Annotated in this window: 16 protein-coding genes and 1 pseudogene; 8 read left to right on the top strand and 9 right to left on the bottom strand. The window is 74.6% G+C overall.

Annotated features, from left to right (window positions below; translation table 11 throughout):
• Nucleotides 1-692: 692 nt before the first annotated feature.
• Nucleotides 693-2,171 carry a glutamate--cysteine ligase gene (locus AB0E62_RS02050; protein ID WP_362186615.1) on the top strand — a complete coding sequence of 493 codons (1,479 nt, stop codon included), beginning with the start codon at nt 693-695 and terminating at the stop codon, nt 2,169-2,171.
• Between the two features lie 104 nt (nt 2,172-2,275).
• Nucleotides 2,276-2,443 (top strand): annotated as a pseudogene (locus tag AB0E62_RS02045) (NAD(+)--rifampin ADP-ribosyltransferase); the annotation flags it as partial.
• A gap of 160 nt (nt 2,444-2,603) precedes the next feature.
• Here AB0E62_RS02045 and AB0E62_RS02040 read toward each other — a convergent pair.
• The gene (locus AB0E62_RS02040; RefSeq protein ID WP_362186612.1) at nt 2,604-2,990 is read right to left on the bottom strand and encodes a helix-turn-helix domain-containing protein; all 387 of its coding nucleotides are present in this window, start codon (nt 2,988-2,990) and stop codon (nt 2,604-2,606) included.
• Between the two features lie 127 nt (nt 2,991-3,117).
• Here AB0E62_RS02040 and AB0E62_RS02035 point away from each other — a divergent pair, with 127 nt between their 5' ends.
• From AB0E62_RS02035 to AB0E62_RS02025, 3 genes are all read left to right on the top strand, one after another.
• Entirely contained in the window at nt 3,118-3,768 is a 651-nt protein-coding gene (locus AB0E62_RS02035) for an NAD(P)H-dependent oxidoreductase (RefSeq protein ID WP_362186609.1), read from the top strand.
• Between the two features lie 155 nt (nt 3,769-3,923).
• The gene (locus tag AB0E62_RS02030) at nt 3,924-4,604 is read left to right on the top strand and encodes a maleylpyruvate isomerase N-terminal domain-containing protein (RefSeq protein WP_362186606.1); all 681 of its coding nucleotides are present in this window, start codon (nt 3,924-3,926) and stop codon (nt 4,602-4,604) included.
• 233 nt (nt 4,605-4,837) lie between these two features.
• A complete protein-coding gene (locus AB0E62_RS02025) occupies nt 4,838-5,719 on the top strand; it encodes a DMT family transporter (protein WP_362186603.1) in 882 nt (293 codons plus the stop codon).
• A 6-nt stretch (nt 5,720-5,725) separates the two neighbouring features.
• Here AB0E62_RS02025 and AB0E62_RS02020 read toward each other — a convergent pair whose 3' ends face one another.
• The 6 genes from AB0E62_RS02020 to AB0E62_RS01995 all read right to left on the bottom strand — a co-directional run bounded on the left by AB0E62_RS02020 (nt 5,726) and on the right by AB0E62_RS01995 (nt 11,596).
• The gene (locus AB0E62_RS02020) at nt 5,726-6,169 is read right to left on the bottom strand and encodes a MarR family transcriptional regulator (protein ID WP_362186600.1); all 444 of its coding nucleotides are present in this window, start codon (nt 6,167-6,169) and stop codon (nt 5,726-5,728) included.
• Between the two features lie 116 nt (nt 6,170-6,285).
• Nucleotides 6,286-7,308 (bottom strand): alpha/beta hydrolase, encoded by a 1,023-nt coding sequence (locus tag AB0E62_RS02015; RefSeq protein ID WP_362186597.1) that lies wholly within the window; start codon nt 7,306-7,308, stop codon nt 6,286-6,288.
• Nucleotides 7,309-7,393: 85 nt separating this feature from the next.
• A complete protein-coding gene (locus AB0E62_RS02010) occupies nt 7,394-7,954 on the bottom strand; it encodes a quercetin 2,3-dioxygenase (RefSeq protein ID WP_362186595.1) in 561 nt (186 codons plus the stop codon).
• 432 nt (nt 7,955-8,386) lie between these two features.
• On the bottom strand, nt 8,387-8,656 hold the full coding sequence (locus AB0E62_RS02005) for a Rid family hydrolase (RefSeq protein ID WP_362186592.1): 270 nt from the start codon (nt 8,654-8,656) through the stop codon (nt 8,387-8,389).
• A gap of 157 nt (nt 8,657-8,813) precedes the next feature.
• Nucleotides 8,814-10,394 carry an alpha/beta hydrolase gene (locus tag AB0E62_RS02000; RefSeq protein WP_362186589.1) on the bottom strand — a complete coding sequence of 527 codons (1,581 nt, stop codon included), beginning with the start codon at nt 10,392-10,394 and terminating at the stop codon, nt 8,814-8,816.
• Nucleotides 10,391-11,596, bottom strand: coding sequence for a serine hydrolase domain-containing protein (locus AB0E62_RS01995; protein ID WP_362186586.1), 1,206 nt, complete (start codon nt 11,594-11,596; stop codon nt 10,391-10,393). Before AB0E62_RS01995 ends, AB0E62_RS02000 begins: the two co-directional genes overlap by 4 nt.
• Before the next feature lie 290 nt (nt 11,597-11,886).
• On the opposite strand from AB0E62_RS01995, the gene uppS reads away from it, so the two are divergent.
• Both uppS and AB0E62_RS01985 read left to right on the top strand, forming a co-directional pair.
• Nucleotides 11,887-12,663, top strand: a complete 777-nt coding sequence (uppS, locus tag AB0E62_RS01990) for a polyprenyl diphosphate synthase (RefSeq protein ID WP_362186583.1) — start codon at nt 11,887-11,889, stop codon at nt 12,661-12,663.
• Entirely contained in the window at nt 12,660-14,135 is a 1,476-nt protein-coding gene (locus AB0E62_RS01985) for an oxygenase MpaB family protein (RefSeq protein WP_362186580.1), read from the top strand. The genes uppS and AB0E62_RS01985 overlap by 4 nt, the downstream gene beginning before the upstream one ends.
• Before the next feature lie 39 nt (nt 14,136-14,174).
• Here AB0E62_RS01985 and AB0E62_RS01980 read toward each other — a convergent pair whose 3' ends face one another.
• Nucleotides 14,175-15,047: an SGNH/GDSL hydrolase family protein gene (locus AB0E62_RS01980; RefSeq protein WP_362186577.1), complete on the bottom strand. Its 873-nt coding sequence runs from the start codon at nt 15,045-15,047 to the stop codon at nt 14,175-14,177.
• Nucleotides 15,048-15,324: 277 nt separating this feature from the next.
• Here AB0E62_RS01980 and AB0E62_RS01975 point away from each other — a divergent pair, with 277 nt between their 5' ends.
• Nucleotides 15,325-15,480, top strand: a complete 156-nt coding sequence (locus tag AB0E62_RS01975; protein ID WP_362186575.1) for a DUF6131 family protein — start codon at nt 15,325-15,327, stop codon at nt 15,478-15,480.
• A 71-nt stretch (nt 15,481-15,551) separates the two neighbouring features.
• On the opposite strand, the gene AB0E62_RS01970 is transcribed toward AB0E62_RS01975, so the two are convergent.
• Nucleotides 15,552-18,299: a M4 family metallopeptidase gene (locus AB0E62_RS01970; protein WP_362186572.1), complete on the bottom strand. Its 2,748-nt coding sequence runs from the start codon at nt 18,297-18,299 to the stop codon at nt 15,552-15,554.
• Nucleotides 18,300-18,431: the final 132 nt, after the last annotated feature.

Below are 18,431 nucleotides of genomic sequence, written 5' to 3'. Positions count from 1 at the left end.
TCGGTGGTCGGCCTGGCGACCGACGGGGCGGGGAACGGCCCGAGCGCATGGATTCACCGTTCCCCGCCCCTGCCGGGCGGCCCGCCGCCGGGGGGCCGGGACGGCGTGCCGGTCCGTGGGGGCTGACCGGCGGACGTTCCCGCACCGCCGGTCCCGTTCCGACTGTCCGCCCCCGACCGCGCGCCCGCCACCCGGCGGAGCCGGCCGGGTGAGGCCCGCGGGCGCCCCCGCACCGCCGCCGCCCGACGGCCCGGGAGCTTCCCCACCCGGCCTCCGTGCCCGGCAGGCAGCTCTCCCGGTCGCGCCAGCCGCCCGCGGCCTGCGGGAACTCCCCTGGCCGTCCGGGAGGTCGACGGGGCGGGCCGGGCCGACCGATGAGAGGAGCACAGCGTGACAGACGGCGGCTACGCGGCCGTCCCCTCGACACCGGCAGACCGCACCCCGCGCGGATCCACCACTGTCCGTGACGACACCCGGCGGCCGTCTCCCGTGGCCAGGAAGTGGCACCCGAGCACAAGCACCCGGCATCCGCCCCGCTCCCGGCGCCGAGCCCCCGCTCCCGCCTCCCGCCTCCCGCCTCCCGCCGTCGCCCTCCCCTCCCTCCCCTCCCCGCCCCTCCCCGACGTGGTGCCGTGGACCCCCCGGTGCGACGCTGGAGGAGAACGTGTCCGCCGAGGGGAACTGGAGGGCCGATGGGACGGGACGTCCCGGCGCTCGTCTTCACCCGCGAGGACCGCCGCCGGTACCGGATCAAGATGCAGGCGTGCCTGGACGCGCTCGCGCGGATGCTGCGCGAGGCGCGTTTCGACGCGGAGCGCCCTCAAGTCGGCCTGGAGATAGAGCTGAACCTGGTGGACGACGCCGCCGAGCCGGCGCTGCGGAACACCGATGTGCTGGCGGCCATCTCCGACCCCGCCTGGTCCACCGAGCTGGGCCGGTTCAACCTGGAGATCAACGTTCCGCCTCGGCGGCTGACCGCGGGCGGTCCCGACGCCTGGGAGTCGGAGATCCGGGCCGCGCTGAACCACGCCGACGCACGGGCCCGGACGGCCGGCGCCCGGCTGATCATGACCGGGATCCTGCCCACCCTGCGGCAGGAGGAGATCGGCGAGGACGCGCTGTCGGAGAATCCCCGCTACCGGCTGCTCAACGACCAGGTCTTCGCGGCCCGCGGCGAGGATCTGCGCATCGAGATCGACGGGCCGGACCGGCTGCGGGCCTACGCCGACACCATCACCCCGGAGGCCGCGTGCACCAGCACGCAGTTCCATCTCCAGGTGTCGCCGGAGGAGTTCGCCGGCTACTGGAACGCGGCGCAGGCGATCGCCGGGGTGCAGGTCGCACTCGCGGCCAACTCGCCGTTCCTGTTCGGCAAGGAGCTGTGGCACGAGACCCGGATCCCGCTGTTCGAGCAGGCCACCGACACCCGCCCGGAGGAGATCAAGGTGCAGGGTGTGCGGCCCCGGGTGTGGTTCGGGGAGCGGTGGATCAACAGCGTCTTCGACCTGTTCGAGGAGAACCTGCGCTACTTCCCGGCCCTGCTCCCGCTGTGCGACGAGCAGGACCCGGTGGAGACGCTGGACCGCGGCGACATCCCCGAACTGGCCGAGCTCACCCTGCACAACGGCACGATCTACCGCTGGAACCGGCCGGTGTACGCCGTCGCCCGCGACCGGCCGCACATCCGGGTGGAGAACCGGGTGCTGCCCGCCGGCCCGACCGTCGCCGACACCCTCGCCAACGGCGCGTTCTACTACGGCCTGACCCGGGCGCTGGTGGAGGAGGACCGGCCGGTGTGGTCGCGGATGTCCTTCGCCGCCGCCGAGGACAATCTGCACACCGCCGCCCGGCTCGGCATCGACGCACCGCTGTACTGGCCCGGGATGGGCGAAGTACCGGCGCCGGAGCTGGTGCTGCGGCGGCTGCTGCCGCTCGCGCACCGGGGCCTGGAGCGCTCCGGCATGGACGCGGCGTGGCGGGAGCCGCTGCTCGGGGTGATCGAGCAGCGGTGTGTGACGGCGCGCAACGGAGCGGTGTGGCAGAAGGAGATGTTCCACCACATCGACGCCGTCGCGCACGCCGGCCGGCACGAGGCGCTGCGCCGGATGACCGAGGTGTACATCGACTACATGCATCTCAACGCCCCGGTGCACACCTGGCCGGTCGACTGACGGCGGCCGGTCCCGGTGCGCGAGCCGTCGCCGGCCGGGACTCGGCTCCCACGGGGTTTGCCGAGGTTCCCTGTTGCTCCGGGCCCCCGCCCGAGGAGCAGCCCGTGACCAGCGTCCCGGTCCCCTTCCGGGTGTACGAGGCGGGAACGTACCTGCACGGTACGAAGGCGGACCTCGTTCCGGGGGACGTGCTGGCCCCCGGCCACGCCTCCCACTACGAGGAGGGACGCGTCTGCCGCCACGCCTGCGTGTCCGGGACGCTGGACACCCCCGCGCGGGGCGCCGGGAGAACCCGGCTCACCACGTTTCCCGACTGCGTCGGACAGGTAGTGCCCGGCGACCAGTTCCCGGAAGCGGGCGCTCTGAGCGGCGTATCGGCTGAGCGACAGCAGTACTCGGCCCAGCGGAGCTGCTCGACGGCACGACCGGCGGCTAGGCCAGGGTCCGTCCCGGCCGCTCCAGGGTGCTGCCGGGGCACTCGGAGACGTCCGGGAGGTGGGCCTTCGCCCACTGCGCCAGTTCGCGGAGCGCGGGTTCCAGGGCGGCGCCGGCCTCGGTCAGCCGGTAGGAGACGCGCAGCGGGGGGCCCTCGTCGACCTCGCGCAGGACGAGGCCGGCGGCGCCGAGTTCGGCGAGCCGGTCGGAAAGCATGCGTTCGCTGATGCCGGGGACGGCCCGCCGCAGATCGGCGAAGTAGGCGGGCCGGCCCACCAGGACGGCCACGATGGGCCCGCTCCAGCGCTTGCCGAGGAGCTGGAACACGCGGGTGATGCCGTCGTCCACCCGCTTGCAGGCCGCGCTGTCGTGGTTCTCGCCCATGGACTTCAGGGTACTACCTCTCCGTAGGAGCTGAGAAAAAGTAAGTCCATGTGCTAAAAGTAGTCCCGTACGAAAAGTCGGCCGCACTTCCGGCGTCCGGCTGGTTCATCCCTTTCTGGAGACACCCATGGCCACCCTGCTGCACATCGATTCGTCCGTGTTCCCGGCCGAGGCGTCGGCCTCGCGTGTCGTGACGGAGGCCTTCCGCAAGCACTGGGAGGAGGAGCACCCGGACGGCACGGTCGTCTACCGCGACCTGGCGGCGCGGCCCGTTCCGCACATCACCGCCGACACCCACCTCGCCGGCTTCACCGACCCGGCCGCCCACAGCCCCGAGCAGGCCGCCGCGTTCGCCGAGCGCGTCAAGCTGATCGAGGAGCTGGAGCAGGCCGACGCCGTGCTGATCGGTGCCCCGATGTACAACTTCGCGATCCCCTCCACCCTCAAGGCCTGGCTGGACAACGTGATCCTTATGGGCCGCACCGTGGGCGAGACCCGGTCCGCCGCGGGCACCCCGGTGACCGTCGTCGCCAGCCGGGGCGGCTCCTACGCGCCGGGCACCCCGCGCGAGGGCTTCGACCACGTGCAGAACTACCTCGACGCCGTGCTGGGCACGGCCCTCGGCCTGGAGGTGGACTACATCGTCCCGGAGCTGACCATGGCGCCCAAGTCTCCGGCGATGGCCGACCTGGTCCCGCTGTACGAGGCCTCCCGTGACCGGGCCCTGGAGGACGCGGCCACCAAGGCGCGGGAGCTGGCCAAGCGCCTCGCCGCCTGAGCGCCTGCGCCCACGCGTGGCCCCGGGCCGCCCGCGAGGCGGTCCGGGGTCCCGTGTCCGTGCCGGTGCCCCCGGCCGCCGAAAAAGGCGGACCGCCGCTGGGGCCGACCGCCTAGGATTCCCCGGGCCGGCGGCCGACAGCGAAAGGGGCAATGATGACAGACGAGTTCACATCACGTCAGGCGCGGACGCTGCGCGCCGCCTACGAGGCCGCCTCGGCGGTCGCCGCCGGCCTCGGTGACGAGGAGTCGTGGCAGCCGACCGGCTGCACGGGCTGGGCGGTCCGCGACCTCCTGTTCCACTGCCTGGGGGACGCCCAGCGCGCCCTGGTGGCCCTGCACACGCCCACGGAGGAGCCCGCCGACCGGGACTGGGTGACGTACTGGCAGGGCTGGCTGCCGGACACCGTCGGGGCGGCGAACGGCCGGCGCTGGGCGCGGGTGAACGGCAGCATGTTCCTGGACTTCGGGCAGCTGAAGGGGCTGTACCTGGAGACGCTGGCCGCGGTCGTGCACGCGGCCGGGCAGGCGGACCCCGCGCGCCGGGTGGCCACGCAGGGACATGTACTGACGGCCGGCGACCTGATCACCACGCTCGCGGTGGAGGCGACCGTCCACCATCTCGACCTGACCGTGGCACTGCCGCTCGCGCCGGGGCCCTCGGCCGACGGGCTGGCCGCGGTGCGCGCCACCCTCGACGGGCTGCTCGGCCGGCCCGGCCTGCCGGAGTGGAGCGACGCCCACTACGCGCGCGTGGGCACCGGCCGGGCCGCGCTCACCGACGCCGAGCGCACCGCCCTGGGCCCGGTGGCCGACCGGTTCCCCCTGTTCGGCTGAGCCCGGCCGCCGGGGCGGGGAAATCCCCCGGCCCGGCGCGCGCTCACCCCTCGGCACGGCGACCGTCCGCCACCGGCGGTCCGGGCACGGTCACCGTTCGCTCCACGACGGGCAAGGGACCACCCGGAGGGTCTGTCCGCCTCCCGGCCCGGCGCCGCACGGCACGCCCGCGCCGGCTTCCGTAGGCTGAAGGCGTCCGATTCCGGGAGGTCCGCCGCAGGCAGGAGGGGGCCGTGATCGAACTCGCCGCGGTGTTCGCCGTCGCGGGAGCGGCGAGCAACGCCGTGGGCACCGCGTTCCAGCGCAAGGCGGCCTCGGCCAGTACCCGCGGCGGCCTGCGGCTGCTCGCGGAGCTGGTGCGCCGCCCGGTCTGGATGATCGGCATGGCCGGTGTGGCCTGCGCCGCGCTGTTCCAGAGCCTGGCCCTGGTCAACGGCCCGCTGGCCCTGGTGCAGCCGCTGTTCGTCCTGGAACTGCCCTTCGCGCTGCTCGTCGCCGCCCCGCTGATGCACCGGCGGCTGCCGCGCACGGGCTGGTGGGGGGTCGGCGGCTGTGTGGCGGGCCTCGCGATCCTGCTGCTGGCGGCGGCCCCGCACGGCGCGACGGACCAGGCTCCGCTCGCACGGTGGCTGCCGGCTGTGCTGCTGGGCGCCGGCGCGATGGCCGCGCTGGTGGCGGCGGCGGGCCCGGGACGCCCGCCGCCCCGGCGCGCCGCGCTGCTGGCCGCCGCCTCCGCGACGGGCAACGCCCTGACCGCCGCGCTGCTGAAGTCGGCGAGCGGCACCTTCGCCGACCACGGCCTCACGGCGTTCCTGCGGTCCTGGCAGACGTACGGCTTCGCACTCGCCGGGGTCGCCGCCGTGCTGCTGCTGGAGAACGCGTTGCAGGCCGGTCCGCTGGTCGCGGCGCAGCCCGCGCTGACCATCGGCGACGCGGTGGTGAGCCTGGCCCTCGGCGTCACCCTCTTCGGCGAACGCGTCCGCACCGGGTGGTGGCTCGTGCCCGAGGTGTGCGGGGGCCTGCTGATCGTCGCGGGCGTGCTGGTGCTCAGCCGGGCCGTGCAGCGCATCGAGGTGGTGCCGGTGGCCGCCGGGGAACGGAACGCGGCCGCGTGAGGCCGCTCAGGGAGCCGCGACCAGCGGGGGCGCGCCCCAGTCGCGGCGCAGCGCGTCGTGCAGGGCGCGGGCCGCATCGGGTCCGATGCGCTCCAGCAGCACCGACTCGATCACCCCGATGGTGGCCTGCGCGCGCTCGTGCACGCGCCGTCCCTCGGTGGTCATCCGGATCAGCCGCCGCCGGGCGGAGCCGGGGTCGGGTTCCTGCTCCAGCAGCCCCATGCCGATGAGGCCGTGCACCGCCTGATGGGCCGTCTGCCGGGTGACGCCCATGCGCCGGGCGAGTTCGGAGACGGTGGTGCCCTCGGCGTCGAGCATCGCGAAGACGGATGCCTGTGCCGTGGTCACCGGCTGCTCGCCCGCCGCCTCCATGCTGGCGAACAGGGCGTCCTCGAACCAGCGGCGGGCCTCGGACAGGAGCTGGGGCAGATGCGCGGCGCGATGACTCATGGCTCCTCGGATGATCGGATACCCAGCGGATTATCCTCCTCTGCCCCGACCCGGTCGGCCCGCGCTCCGGCTTCCCCGGCCCGCGCTCCGGCTTTCCCGGCCTCCCCGGGCTGTCCTCAGGCCCCTCCGGCTCCTGCGGCCCCTCCGGCTCCTCCAGCACAGTGCCGTGCGACGAACTCGGCCGTCCGCGCGAAGCACCGCTCGACCTCCTCCTCCGGGAGTCCGATCCACAGGTGGTTGGCGCCGGGCACCGGCACCTGCTCGACCGGCACGCCCGCCGCGCGCAGTGCCGTCGCGAGCCGGTCGCTCTGCGCGCAGGGCACCAGTTCGTCCTCGGTGCCGTGCAGCAGCAGGAACGGCGGTGCCCCCGGTGTGACCCGCAGGGCGGGGCTGGCGTCCCGGGCCGGGCCGGGGACGGCGGCCGGGGCGGCGCCCAGCAGCAGCGCCTCACGGGTGGTTGGGTCCCGCGGGTCGAAGCGGCCCGGCCGGTGGTCCTCGGCCAGGCGGGTGAGGTCGGTGGGCGCGTACCAGGTCACGCAGCCGCGCACGGTCACCGCCGGTCCGCCGGGACCGGCCGCCCCGACGGTGAGGGCGGTCAGCGCGGCCAGGTGGCCGCCGGCGGACTCGCCCCACAGGATCACCCGGTCCGGGTCCAGGCCCAGCTCGCCGGCCCGGTCGCGCAGCCACACCAGCAGCGCGCGCAGGTCCTCGAGCTGGGCCGGGTGCCGGGCCTCGCCGCTGAGCCGGTAGTCGGGGCAGACCACGGCCGCCCCGGACCCGGCCAGCCGGGCGAACGGCCCCGGCCGCCAGTCCCGGAACCGCGGCCCCGGGTCGTCGCGCCGTCCGCCGCGCCAGCCGCCGCCGTGCACGAAGACGACCACGGGCAGCGGGCCGTCCGCAGGCTCGGGCAGCCAGAGGTCGGTCTCCAGCGGCCGGCTCCCCTCGGGCACGGCGTAGACGGCACCGCGCAGCAGCCGCACCCCGGGCGCGGGCCGGGCGGGCGGCGGCAGGGGCAGCCGGGCGGGGTCCGGGGGCGCCAGGAATTCCCGGGGAACGGGAGGAGCGTCCGGGGGCAGGGGATCGTGGGCTACGGCGTCTGGGGCTACGGCGTCTTCCGGCATGGGGTCCTCGGGTGGCATGGGTGTCCTCGGCGGGCGGGGCGACGGGGTCCTGGCGTCGGCGGCGGTGAGCGGGCGCCCGCCGGCCGGGCGTGGGGCGCGGCCGTCAGCCGCCGGTGCGCCACTGGTGGTCGGGGCGGAAACGGACGTCGTGCTGCTGGGGCACGGTCTGGAACTTCTCCCGCTCGGGCACGAACGGCCGGGCGGGCAGGCCCAGTTCCTCGGCCGGGGTACCGAGGGTCTCGAAGAACCGCTCGAAGGTGCCGCCCGGTCCGGCGGCCACGCCCACGACCTGCGAGTGGTGGCGTTCCATGCGGTAGGCGTGGACGCAGTTCTTCGGCACGAAACCGAAGTCCCCGGGGGTGAGCAGCTTCTCGTGCTGCTCCCCCTCGAGGTCCTCCACGAAGAGTCGTACGGCGCCCTGGGTGATGTAGAAGACCTCGTAGGTGTCCGCGTGCGAGTGGGCGGGGATGATCTCGCCCTTCGGGCCCTCGCAGGTGAAGAAGTTGAAGGTGTTCTCGGTCTGCTCGCCGCCGGCGTAGACCGTGATCAGGTCGCCGAACAGGTGCGCCCGGTCGCCCAGGCCCTTCTCTATGAAGTAGGGCTTGCCCGGCTCCGGGGGGATGAAGGAGCGGGCCCGGTAGCGGGTGGCGTATTCGATGGTCATGCGGAGCCTCCGGTCCGTGCGCTTTTAATGTCAGGCTACCTGACATAAGGGCTGTGGCCAACGGTCCCGGGCTCCTTTTCCCGTGCGGTAGCTCTCGGCTCCGGCGCGGCGGCCGTCGGCACGGGCGGGTCAGCCGTACGCCTCCACACCCAGCGGCCTGACAGCGGGGGCGAGAACCGGGCACGGGCCGGTTCCGTGCTGATGGCACTCCTGGCGGGCGGACGCGCGGCGCTCCGCTCCCAGGCCCCGGTGGCCGGGTCTCCGGTGGCCGGGACTCCGGTGGCCGGGTCTCCGGTGGCCGGTGGCCGGTGGCTCGTGGCCGGTGGCCGGTGGCCGGTGGCCGGTGGATGAGCACACGTCCGGGCCGGGGAGCCGCCGGAGACCGAGTCGCCCTTCCCCGCTCCCGCCGGACCGGCTCCCCCGCTCTTGTGCTCAACGCCCGCTGGGAAGGCGGGCGTCGACCTTGATCTCTCTCTTCATGCGGCGGTCGGCGAGCCCGCACTCCAGCATGGTGGCGGCCGGCCTGACCTCACCGAAGCGGCGGCGGAGCACCGGCCGGCAGGGCTCGGAGTCGGCGCGGCCGGGAAGCATGTGACGCACCCGGACCACGTCGGCGAAGCCGCACCCCGCCTCGGCCGGCGCGGCACCGAAGTCGCGCAGGCACTGCTCCGCCTGCTCCACGACGTCCTCGGAGATCGTCATGGTGGTGCAGTCGAACCCGGTGGTTCCGGGACATGGACCCGGCCCCCGTCGACCACGGCGCGGGCGTAGTCGATCCGCTCCTCGAAGGTGGATCCGCTGAGAATCGCTCGTCGTGGCGTCATGCGCCGAAGGGCAGGCGCACGCCCGGGCGCGTGTCTCACCGGGTGGGCCGGGGGCAGCTCACGTCCGTCGCCGGCAGCCGGCCGGTCGCCAGGTAGGCGTTGACCGCGGCGTCGGCACAGGGGCTGCCGTAGACGCCGTAGACAGCGTGCTGGTCGGCGTCGCGCAGGGTGACCAGGCGGGAGCTGGGCCAGTCGCGGCGCACCGCCCGGGCACCGGGGTAGACGGTGCGGGGGTCGCCGGTGGCGTTCACGAGCAGGGCGGGCAGATCGGCGCGGACCGTGGTGGGGCGCTCGCGCGGCGGGTCCCAGAACGCGCAGGGATTGATGTTCTTGGTGACCGGTGCGAACAGCCGGTCTCCGTTCCCCGCCCGGCGCAGGTCGCGCCAGTACGTCTCCGGGTCGCGGGGCGCGGGCACGTCCCCGCACAGGATGGACGCCTGCGCGCTTCCGTACGCGGACTCGTGCCCGGTCAGCGTGAACTCCAGCGCCGAGGCCAGCCACGGGGACGGGGTGACGGCCCGGCCCTCGGCGGCGCGCCGCAGGTCCCGGACGGCGTCGGCCAAGTCGCCGTAGGCCGTGGGGTTGTCCTGCGAGAGGCCGTTGAGGACGAGGACGGGCAGGACGTGGTCGTCCACCCGGTAGCCGCCGACGCGCAGGGGGGTGCGGGCGGCGGCCGACCGGGCCGTTTCCACGGTCGCCAGCACGGCGTCGCGGGTGCGTCCCAGTCCGCGGGCCGCGTGGTGGGCGGCGGCCCAGTCGGCCCAGTCGCGCAGGGCGTGCCCATTGGCCTCCTCGGCGCCGCGCAGCAGCCGGGGGCTGTAGCGGGCGGGGTCGATCACGCCGTCCAGGACGACCCGGTCGACACGCCCCGGGAACATCGTCGCGTAGACCTGGCCGAGGTAACTGCCGTAGGAGTAGCCCAGGTAGGAGATGCGGCGCTCGCCCAGCGCGGCCCGGACGATGTCCATGTCGCGCGCGGTGTTCCGGGTGCCGGAGTGCGGCAGCAGGTCACCGGCGTGGGCGCGGCAGCGGCGGGCCAGGTCCGCGGCGAAGCGGACCTCGCGGTCGAAGCCGGCGCGGCCGGTGCCGGCACCGCGGATCATGCTGCCGGTGGGCCAGTGGCAGTCGAGCGGGGTGCTGCGGCCCACGAAGCGGGGGTCGACGCCCACCACGTCGTAGCGGGCGGCCACCTCCCGCATGGCGCGGCGCACGAACGGCGGATCACCGAGGGTCTGGCCGCCGGGACCGCCGCTGTTGAGCAGCAGCGCGCCTGCGCGGTGCGCGGTGTCGGTGCCCCGGATGCGGGAGATGGCGACGGTGAGGGTGCGGCCGTCGGGACGGGCGTAGTCCAACGGCACGGTGACGTCGGCGCATTGGGCGCCGGCCTGGTCGAGTTCCTTGCCGGTGGCGTCGCCGGGGCCGAGCAGGCAGCTCTGCCAGCGCAGGTGCTGGTGGTGGTAGCGGGCGAGGGGGTCGGCGGCCGGGCGGGTCGCGGCGGAGGAGGCGGGGGCGGCGGCCAGGGACAGCGTGCCCGCGAGGGCCAGGGCGACGGCCGCCGCGGTCCGCGCGGCACGGCGGCGGGGGCGGCGGCGGTCCGGGGAGGTGGTGCCGGTCACGACGGGGTCCTTTCGGCGGGCGTGCCCTCGCAGAGGGCCGTGTCGACGATGTCGAGGAAGTCGAGTTCGGCCCGGAGCGTGGCGGGCACCTCGTTCAAGGCGACCGCGACGGTGCGTCCGCCGGGGCCGGTGGCGACCAGCGCCCGGTGGCCGCCGGGCACCGTGCCGGCGTGGCCCCACCAGGTGGAGCCGCAGGACAGCGGCGAGGAGATCAGGCCGAGTCCGTAGCGGGCGCCGGGCCACAGCCGGTCGGGATCGGCGGCCACGGTCCGCCGCATCTCGGCGAGTTGGGGTGCGGGCAGCAGCCGGCCGGTGAGGAGTGCGCCGGCGAACCGGGTCAGGTCGGCCGGGGTGGACACCAGGGCGCCGCCGACCCCGCCGAAGGTGGTGTTCCAGGCGGTGCCGTCCACGCGGCGCCCGTCGGCCGCGGTGAAGTAGCTGTGCGAGTGCGGGCCGTCGATCCGGGTGTGGTCGCCGGGCCAGTACGTGTCGCGCAGGCCCAGCGGCGTGATGATCCGGCGGGTGATCTCCGCCTCCGGGCGGTGGCCGGTGACCTTCCCGATGATCAGTCCGGCGACGAGGTAGTTGGTGGTCGCGTAGTGCCAGCCGCCGTCCGGGGTCGGCAACCGCAGAGCCCGGGCGATGAGTTCGCGCGGCTCGAAGTGGCGGTAGCGCACCCGCTCGGGGTGCTGCCATTCCGGTGCCTCGAGGTAGTCGGGCAGTCCGCTGGTGTGCCGCAGCAGGTGTCGTACGGTGATCCGGCGGCCGTCGTGACCGCCCGCGCGGATCAGGCCGGGCAGATAGCGCTCGACGGGCGCGTCGAGGGAAAGCCGTCCCTCGGCGGCGAGTTGCAGCACGACGGTCGCGGTGAACGTCTTGGTGACACTGCCGGCGCGCAGCCGGTCGGTGGTGTTCATGCGGCGGCCGGTGCGCAGATCGGCCACGCCGTCGGACACCGTCCAGCGCGCGCAGGGCGCGGCCGGGCCGGGATCCGTGACCAGCACGGCGGCGCCGGCGATGCGGTCGTGCGTCACCAGGTGGCGCACGGACCGGGTCACCTCCGGGTGCGGGCCGCAGGCACGGGGCGCGTCCCGGGCGGGGTGCGCGACGGCGGCGGGGGCGGCGGTCAGCAGGCAGGCCACGGACAGGGCCAGGAGTCCGGTACGCCGGTGCGTCACGCGGCGCGGTAAGGAAATCGCCATGGGACAGCACGCTAGGCACCGCCCGTCGCGACCTCATTCCGGCAGGCAGCCGCATCGGTCCGGGGGCCACCCCCAGCACGCACCTGAGGACAACCCCCGCTTCCGCTCGGGTTCGCCGGAGGAACCGGCGCACACGCCGGACTCTCGCACACCCGTACCAAGGGTGAACCGCGGACGTTGCCCCGGCTCCGGGCCGGTGCGGCTGACAGTCTGCTGGAGACGATCCGGCCCGTGGCCCGACGGGGCCGGGAGCAGCGGCGCGGGTCCGCTCGTGGGTGTCGGGCGCGGGCATGAGGGGGGAAGCCGTGGACGGTTCCGCCTCCGGGCCGGCCCGGGAGGAGGGCCGCCGAGGGGTACCGCGGCACGTGGCCTGTGTGATGGACGGCAATGGCCGCTGGGCGGCCCGGCGGTCGCTGCCGCGTACGTCGGGTCACCGCGCGGCCGAGACGGCGGTGATCGACGTCATCGAGGCGGCCCGCGCGGCCGGGGTGGAGTGGCTGAGCCTGTACGCGTTCTCCACGGAGAACTGGCAACGGCCCGGCACCGAGGTCGACTTCCTGATGCGGCTGGTCCGCCGCGCGGTGCGCAAGCACGCCCCGTTGCTGCACGCGCGCGGGATCCGCTGCCGGTTCCTCGGGGTGACGGACCCGCGCATCCCGGCGCCGCTGGCCCGGGACTTCGCGGATCTGACGACCCTGACCGCCGGGAACCGGGGCATGACGCTGACCGTGGCGTTCGATCACGGCGGGCGCCGGGACATCGTGGCGGCGGCACGGTCGCTGATCCGCGCCGGAGTGCCGGCCGAGGCCGTGGACGAGCGGTGCCTCGCCGCTCATCTGCCCTTCCCCGACACCCCGGACGTGGACCTCGTCATCCGGACCTCCGGGGAACAGCGCATCTCCAACTTCCTGCTCTGGCAAGTCGCGTACGCGGAGCTGATCTTCTCGCCGGTCCTGTGGCCCGACTTCCGCGCACCGCACTTCCTGGAGTGTCTGCACACCTATCAGCAGCGCGACCGCCGCTTCGGCGGCGTGCGGCCGAACGAGAACGGAGAACGACGACCGTGACCGAGACGGGCGCCGACGAGCCCCAGCACACCACCCCCGGCGCCGACCAACTCTTCGGCCTGGGCAGCCGGTTCCGCGGTTTCTTCGACGATCCGCGCTGGGCACTGGCCATCATCCGGGCGACCGTGCTGGAGGCGGCGCACCCGCAGATCGGCGCGGCCCTGGCCGAGAACTCGACGTTCGTGACCCACCCGTGGCGGCGGCTGCGCAACACGATCACGAGCCTCCAGCGCATGTCCGGCTCCGACGCGGAGGCGCGGCGCAAGGAGGCGGCGCGGCTCAACCGGCTGCACGCCCGGATCAGCGGCACCGACGCGCAGGGCCGGGCCTACGACGCGATGGATCCCGCGGTGCGCGCCTGGGTGGTGGCGACCCTCTTCGAGAGCAGCGTCGCGATGTGCCGGCTGAGCGGGCAGCCGCTGGAGCAGGACGCCATCGAGGAGCTGTACGGAGAGTTCCGGGCCTATCTCGCCGCCCTGGACGGCGATGCCCGGCATCTTCCGCCCACGGTCCACGCCTTCTGGCCGTACTACGAACGGGTGGTGGAGGAGGAGCTGGAGCACACGGAGGCGATGCGCATCATCCTCTACCGCCTCTTCGACCATCTGCCCGCACCGCCGCTGCTGCACGGCCTGCCCACGCTGTGGGCGGCCGGCCGGGCGGTCGTCGGCCCGGTCATCGGCGTGGTCACGGTGGCGTCCCTGCCGGAGCCGTTCCGCCGCCGGGCGGGGCTGCCCGAGCTGCCCGGCGACCGGACGCTGATGCAGAGCGCCTACCTGGGCGCGGGCCTCGCCCGGTTCCTGCCGGAGGGCTGGCTGCGCACCGAGACGGTGCTGGACCTGCTCTCCCTCTCCCCCGACAGCGACGACCCCCGGGCCCGGACGCTGCGGGCGCTGCGGGACCGGATGCGGCGGGCCGGGGCCCTCGTCCGGCTGATCACACCTCTGCCGCCGGAGCCGGAGCCCGGTGCGGACCGCGGCACGGACAACGGCCTCCAGCGCGGCGCGGAGGAGTTCTTCGCCACGGTGCTGGACCAGACCGGCGACGGCTACGTGGACTGGCCCGACCTCGCCGCGATGGCGCGGGAACTCGCCGGCCGTCTCGACCTGGACGAGCCGGCGGAGACCCGGCTGTACGACGCCTTCGCCGACTGGTGGCGGGAGCTCCAGACGGCTCTCGACACCGACGGCGACGGCCGCGTCAGCCGCCGGGAGTACGCCGAGGCGGTGCCGTCGCTCGCCGGCCCCGCCCTGATCAGGGTCGCCGAGGTCCTCTTCGACGTCACCGACACCAACGGCGACCAGCGCCTCGACGCGGACGAGTACCGGGCACTGTTCCGCCGGGGCTTCGGACGCGACCTGGCCGCTGCCGACGGCACGTATCCGCGTGGCGCGTTCGTCCGGGACTTCCTGGCCTTCATGTCGGGCCGGTCCCGCTCGACCCCGTACGACCCGCTGCTCGCCGAGGCGTGACCCACGGCCCCGGACGGGGGGCCGGCCGGCGGGCCCGGGTCAGCCGAGGCCGAGGACGCTCAGGGTGCGGTCGGCCATGCGCCGCTCGCCGAGGGCGTTGGGGTGGACCGGGACGATGTTCTGCCCGAACAGCAGCGGCTCGATCCAGCGGGTGCCGGCGGGCTGACAGGCATCGTGTCCGGCGGAGGCCTCGGCGAAGTCCACGTACACGGCCCCGGTCTCCGCGGCGGCGCGCTGGACCACGGCGTTGAGGTGGGCCTGGAGGGAGTGCAGGTAGGGCACGTCGCCCGCGGCGATCGGCAGCTTGACGAAGCAGGACGGGTCGGCCGTCGCGGGCGTGATCCACGGGTAGCCGAGCACGGCCACCCGGGCGTGCGGCGCCTTGGCCCGGACGGCGCCGAGCGCTGCCTTCAGCGCCGGATAGGTCTTGGCGTCGATCTCGTCGTCGAAGGACGTGCCGTACTTGTCCTTGCACGGGCTGCCCTTGCCGCCGCTGAAGACGCCCGCGGTGCCGCAGGAGGTCACGGCGTTGATGAAGGTGCCGTTGTCGTTGCCGCCGATGGTCAGCGTCACCAGGTCGGTGTCCGCGGTGACCGCGTCGGCCTGGGGGGCGACGCCGGGGTACTGGGACTCGGTGAAGTGCTTGGTCTGGGCGGCGCCGCAGGTGACGTCCGTGAGCCGGGCGCCGGTACGGGCGGCGATGGCGTGGGGGTAGTTCGCGGTGGACCGCAGACACAGCGGGCTGCCGAGGTCGATGGGCAGCACTCCGGACGCGGCGCTGTAACTGTCGCCCAGGGCGGCGTAGTCGAGGGAGGTGGCGCCCTGGGCGGGGGCCGCGCCGAGGCCGAGGGCCAGGGCGCCGAGGGCCGCGGTCGCCGCAGTGAGGACACGGCGCATAATTGGCATGGGCATGACATTAACCCTTCCGGGGAGGTCCAGCCGGAACACGGGAACGGGGCGTGGGGGATTACCGATGAGTTCTACCGCTAGGTAATGTGAGGCCGCCGCCACCGGAAAGCAACATCGCGGACCGAACTTTTGAAACACGGACGGTCTTGGTCCGCTTTTTCCTCGCCGCTCCCGGTACTGATCGTCCCGTTACACGAAGTTTTTACGACGGAGCATGCGATTTTCCCCGCGATCGGGGCACCCGATGGCCAGGAGCACCACTACCAGCTGGAGGCACGCCATGATCGCCCTCGGCATCATCCTGCTCATCGTCGGCTTCGTCACGGGCATCTCGATCCTGTGGACTATCGGCATCATCCTGCTGGTGGTGGGAGCCATCCTGTGGATCCTGGGATCCATGGGCCACGCGGTCGGCGGCCGTCGTCACTTCTGGTAACACGGTCCGACGCGGCCCCCTCTTCCGGCGCACCCGCCGCGGGCGGGTGCGCCGGCGCCGTACGGGCGGGGTCAGGCGCAGGTGCCGCTGGGGCGGGCCCGGGTCACCACATCGCCGGTGCCGGTGGTCGCGTCCTGCCAGACGACCCGGGTACGGCCGGCCGCCGCGGCGAAGATCTGCTCACCCCGGTTGCAGGAGACCCGGGCGCGGCGCGTCCCGTCGCCCTTGCGGTCCGGGGTGAACTGCCAGAGCTTGGACAGCGCCGCGTTGGAGATCTCGGCGGCGGGCGTGCGGGCGACCATGGTGACCGCGTCCGCGCCGGCCGTCACCTCGGAGACGTTCAGGGCGTCGGGGCCGGTCTCCGGACTGAGGTCGGTGACGTCCGAGCCGTCGAGTGCGGCGCGGCGCAGGGCGGTGGTGCCGTTCTGGTCGACCGCGTCCAGCAGCCAGTACGCGTGGTCGGCGGTGAGGGCCGTCGGGCCGAGGGTGGTCCCCGGCGCGGCCTTCTGGAGCACCGTCTCCTCGCCGGTGGCCACGTCGATCAGCCGGGTGGTGGACTCGTAGACGGCGCTGACGCGCTGCCGGTCCTGGTAGACGATCCTGCCGTGGCTCACGGCCGGGAAGGTCGCCCGGTGGTAGGTGCCGCCGCCGATGGTGACGACGTCCGACGGGTCCTTCAGGCTCAGGTAGGCCACGCCGGCCCGGCCGCCGTGGTTGGCGTAGGCGAAGGTCACGATGTCGCCGTCGACCCCGAGGGCCGGACCGGCGCCGCGGCCCTGCCACAGGGTGCGCACCGGTCCGCCCGCGAGGGGCCGGGCGAGGATCTCCACGCCGGTGGGCCCGTGGGCCTGCCAGACCACCGTCGTGCCGTCGGTGGCCGGATTGACGTGATAGCGGCCGTCGTCGGGGCTCATCAGCCTGAGCTGCCCCTTGCCGTCGGTGCGGCCGGCCCACACCGAGTACGGCTCGGAGCCGGACTCGTCCGAGGTGGCCGCGACCCACCAGCCGCCGCCCGCGCCGAGGCGGGAGTCGTAGGTGGTGACGCGGGGCAGCAGCACGTCGGAGTCGATGCCGAGGGCCTGCTCCCAGTGCGGGACGATGCCGTGCGCGGTGAACGCCTTCCGGACGGCGGCGAGACCGCGCCCGCCGGCCCCGAGCCGCTTGGCGGCGGCGAGGACCGCGTCCCGGCCCTGGGTGAAGCCGTCGAGCGGGGTGAGGTACTCGGTGAGCGCCTTGTAGACGACCGCGTCGGCGAGCCGGGGGCCGAGCTCCTCGCGGATGTCCCAGAGCGCGCCGGCGAAGATGGTGGAGTTCAGGTGCACGCCGCCGTTGTCGGTGCCGAAGCCGACACCGAGGAAGGAACCGGCCGTGGTACGCCCGTCGTTGAGGTCGCGGAAGGCGCAGGCCCGCGGGTCCTCGGTGCGGCACAGGGTCTCGCCGATGAGCCCGGAGGCGGGGTCGTCCATGGGCACACGGCGGGCGTCGGTCTCGATGGCGTTGCCGAAGTAGTCGGCGATGGCCTCGTTCATGGCGCCGGACTGGCCCGCGTACACCAGGTCGGCGGAGGCCGTGATGACGCCGTGGGTCATCTCGTGGCCGACCACGTCCAGGGCGGCGGACAGCGGCCGGTACTCGGCGTCCCCCGACCCGTAGACCATCTTCTGCCCGTCCCAGAAGGCGTTGACGTACGGCTGGCCGTAATCGGTGGCGCCCACCACGGAGTTGACGGTCATGCCGTGTCCGTCCAGGCTGTCCCGGCCGAACGCGGTCCGGTAGTAGTCGTAGACCTGTCCGGCGGCCCAGTGGGCGTCGACCGCGCCCGACTCGGTGGCCTCGGTGCCGAACCGCGGTGCGGGAGAGGCGACTTCCTGGAGGTCGTCGGGCCAGGCGCCGGACAGGTCGCTCGCCCAGTGGCCGCGCGCGTCCCAGGTGGCGAGGACGTGCGCGGGGTCGCTCTGGATGCGGGTGCGGTCGCGCAGCACATAGGCGTCGCGGGACTCGTCGTGGGTCACGGCGAGCGGGACGGTGGTGCCGTCCAGCCGGACGCCGCTGCCGGCGGTGCCGGGTGCGGGCTCGTCGGCGAGGGCGCGGGCCGCGCTCCCCGGGGCCGTGGTGGGCGCGGTGAAGGTGTGGATCCCGCTGTACTGGAGGACGGGGTAGCCGGCCCGGGCGTCGATGTACACCTCGCGCAGCACCGGTTCGCCCCCGGCCGGGCCGGTGCCGCGCACGGTGATGTGCCGGGTGAGGACGCCGGTTCCGCGGGGTACGACGACCAGGCCGTGGGAGGTGCCGGTGAGCGGGGTGCCCGCGTCCCCGTCGTCCGGGCCCGCGGTGAAGTCGCGGGCGGCGAGGTCCCGCCCGACGGCGTCCACCGCCCGCTCCACGGCCAGGGCGTCGTCGATGCCGGCGGTGGTGGCGGTGCGCAGCCCGGTGAAGTACCGGCCGGAGGTGCCGGTGACGATCCGGCGGCCGTCACGCCGCTCCATGCGGACGAGGTACTGCCCGCCCAGCACCGGGACCCCGTGATGGGTCTGCTGGAGGCGCACGGTCTCCCGGCCGCCGGAGGCGAGGGTGCCGGCGGGCCTGAGGTCGCGAGCCGGGTCGGCGATCCGGTAGCGGTCCTCGCGGGCGGCGAGGTGGGCGCGCGCGGCGTCGGCCGCCGTGCGGGCTTCCGGTGCCTCTTCCCGGATGCCGTCCACCAGCGCGGGCGTCGCCGTGCCCGTCCCGGGACCGGCCGTCCGGGACACGGCGGTCGTGGCCGTCGCCGGCGCCGCCGGCGCGGTGACGGCGGCCGAGACGACGAGTGCGGCGGCGCCCACGAGCGCCGCCGCACCTGACCAGCCGTTCCGCCGGGTTCTCTGTACCGCCACCGGTCGCCCGGCGCGTGTTCTGGAATGACGCACTGTCTCCCCAACCCCCCACATGCGTACGTCCGTCACCGGCGGCGGACC

It is taken from the genome of Streptomyces sp. NPDC038707, from assembly GCF_040636485.1.
Classification (GTDB): Bacteria; Actinomycetota; Actinomycetes; order Streptomycetales; family Streptomycetaceae; genus Streptomyces.
This window is presented reverse-complemented; position numbering and strand designations above follow the sequence as displayed.

Excerpts from the sequence above, each read along its gene's own strand:
- AB0E62_RS02040 (WP_362186612.1), bottom strand. The coding sequence starts at position 2,990 with ATGGGCGAGAACCACGACAGCGCGGCCTGCAAGCGGGTGGACGACGGC.
- AB0E62_RS02050 (WP_362186615.1), top strand. The coding sequence starts at position 693 with ATGGGACGGGACGTCCCGGCGCTCGTCTTCACCCGCGAGGACCGCCGC.
- AB0E62_RS02015 (WP_362186597.1), bottom strand. The coding sequence starts at position 7,308 with ATGCCACCCGAGGACCCCATGCCGGAAGACGCCGTAGCCCCAGACGCC.
- AB0E62_RS01975 (WP_362186575.1), top strand. The coding sequence starts at position 15,325 with ATGATCGCCCTCGGCATCATCCTGCTCATCGTCGGCTTCGTCACGGGC.
- AB0E62_RS02035 (WP_362186609.1), top strand. The coding sequence starts at position 3,118 with ATGGCCACCCTGCTGCACATCGATTCGTCCGTGTTCCCGGCCGAGGCG.
- AB0E62_RS02020 (WP_362186600.1), bottom strand. The coding sequence starts at position 6,169 with ATGAGTCATCGCGCCGCGCATCTGCCCCAGCTCCTGTCCGAGGCCCGC.
- AB0E62_RS02005 (WP_362186592.1), bottom strand. The coding sequence starts at position 8,656 with ATGACGATCTCCGAGGACGTCGTGGAGCAGGCGGAGCAGTGCCTGCGC.
- AB0E62_RS01980 (WP_362186577.1), bottom strand. The coding sequence starts at position 15,047 with ATGCCCATGCCAATTATGCGCCGTGTCCTCACTGCGGCGACCGCGGCC.
- AB0E62_RS02010 (WP_362186595.1), bottom strand. The coding sequence starts at position 7,954 with ATGACCATCGAATACGCCACCCGCTACCGGGCCCGCTCCTTCATCCCC.
- uppS (WP_362186583.1), top strand. The coding sequence starts at position 11,887 with ATGAGGGGGGAAGCCGTGGACGGTTCCGCCTCCGGGCCGGCCCGGGAG.
- AB0E62_RS01995 (WP_362186586.1), bottom strand. The coding sequence starts at position 11,596 with ATGGCGATTTCCTTACCGCGCCGCGTGACGCACCGGCGTACCGGACTC.
- AB0E62_RS02030 (WP_362186606.1), top strand. The coding sequence starts at position 3,924 with ATGACAGACGAGTTCACATCACGTCAGGCGCGGACGCTGCGCGCCGCC.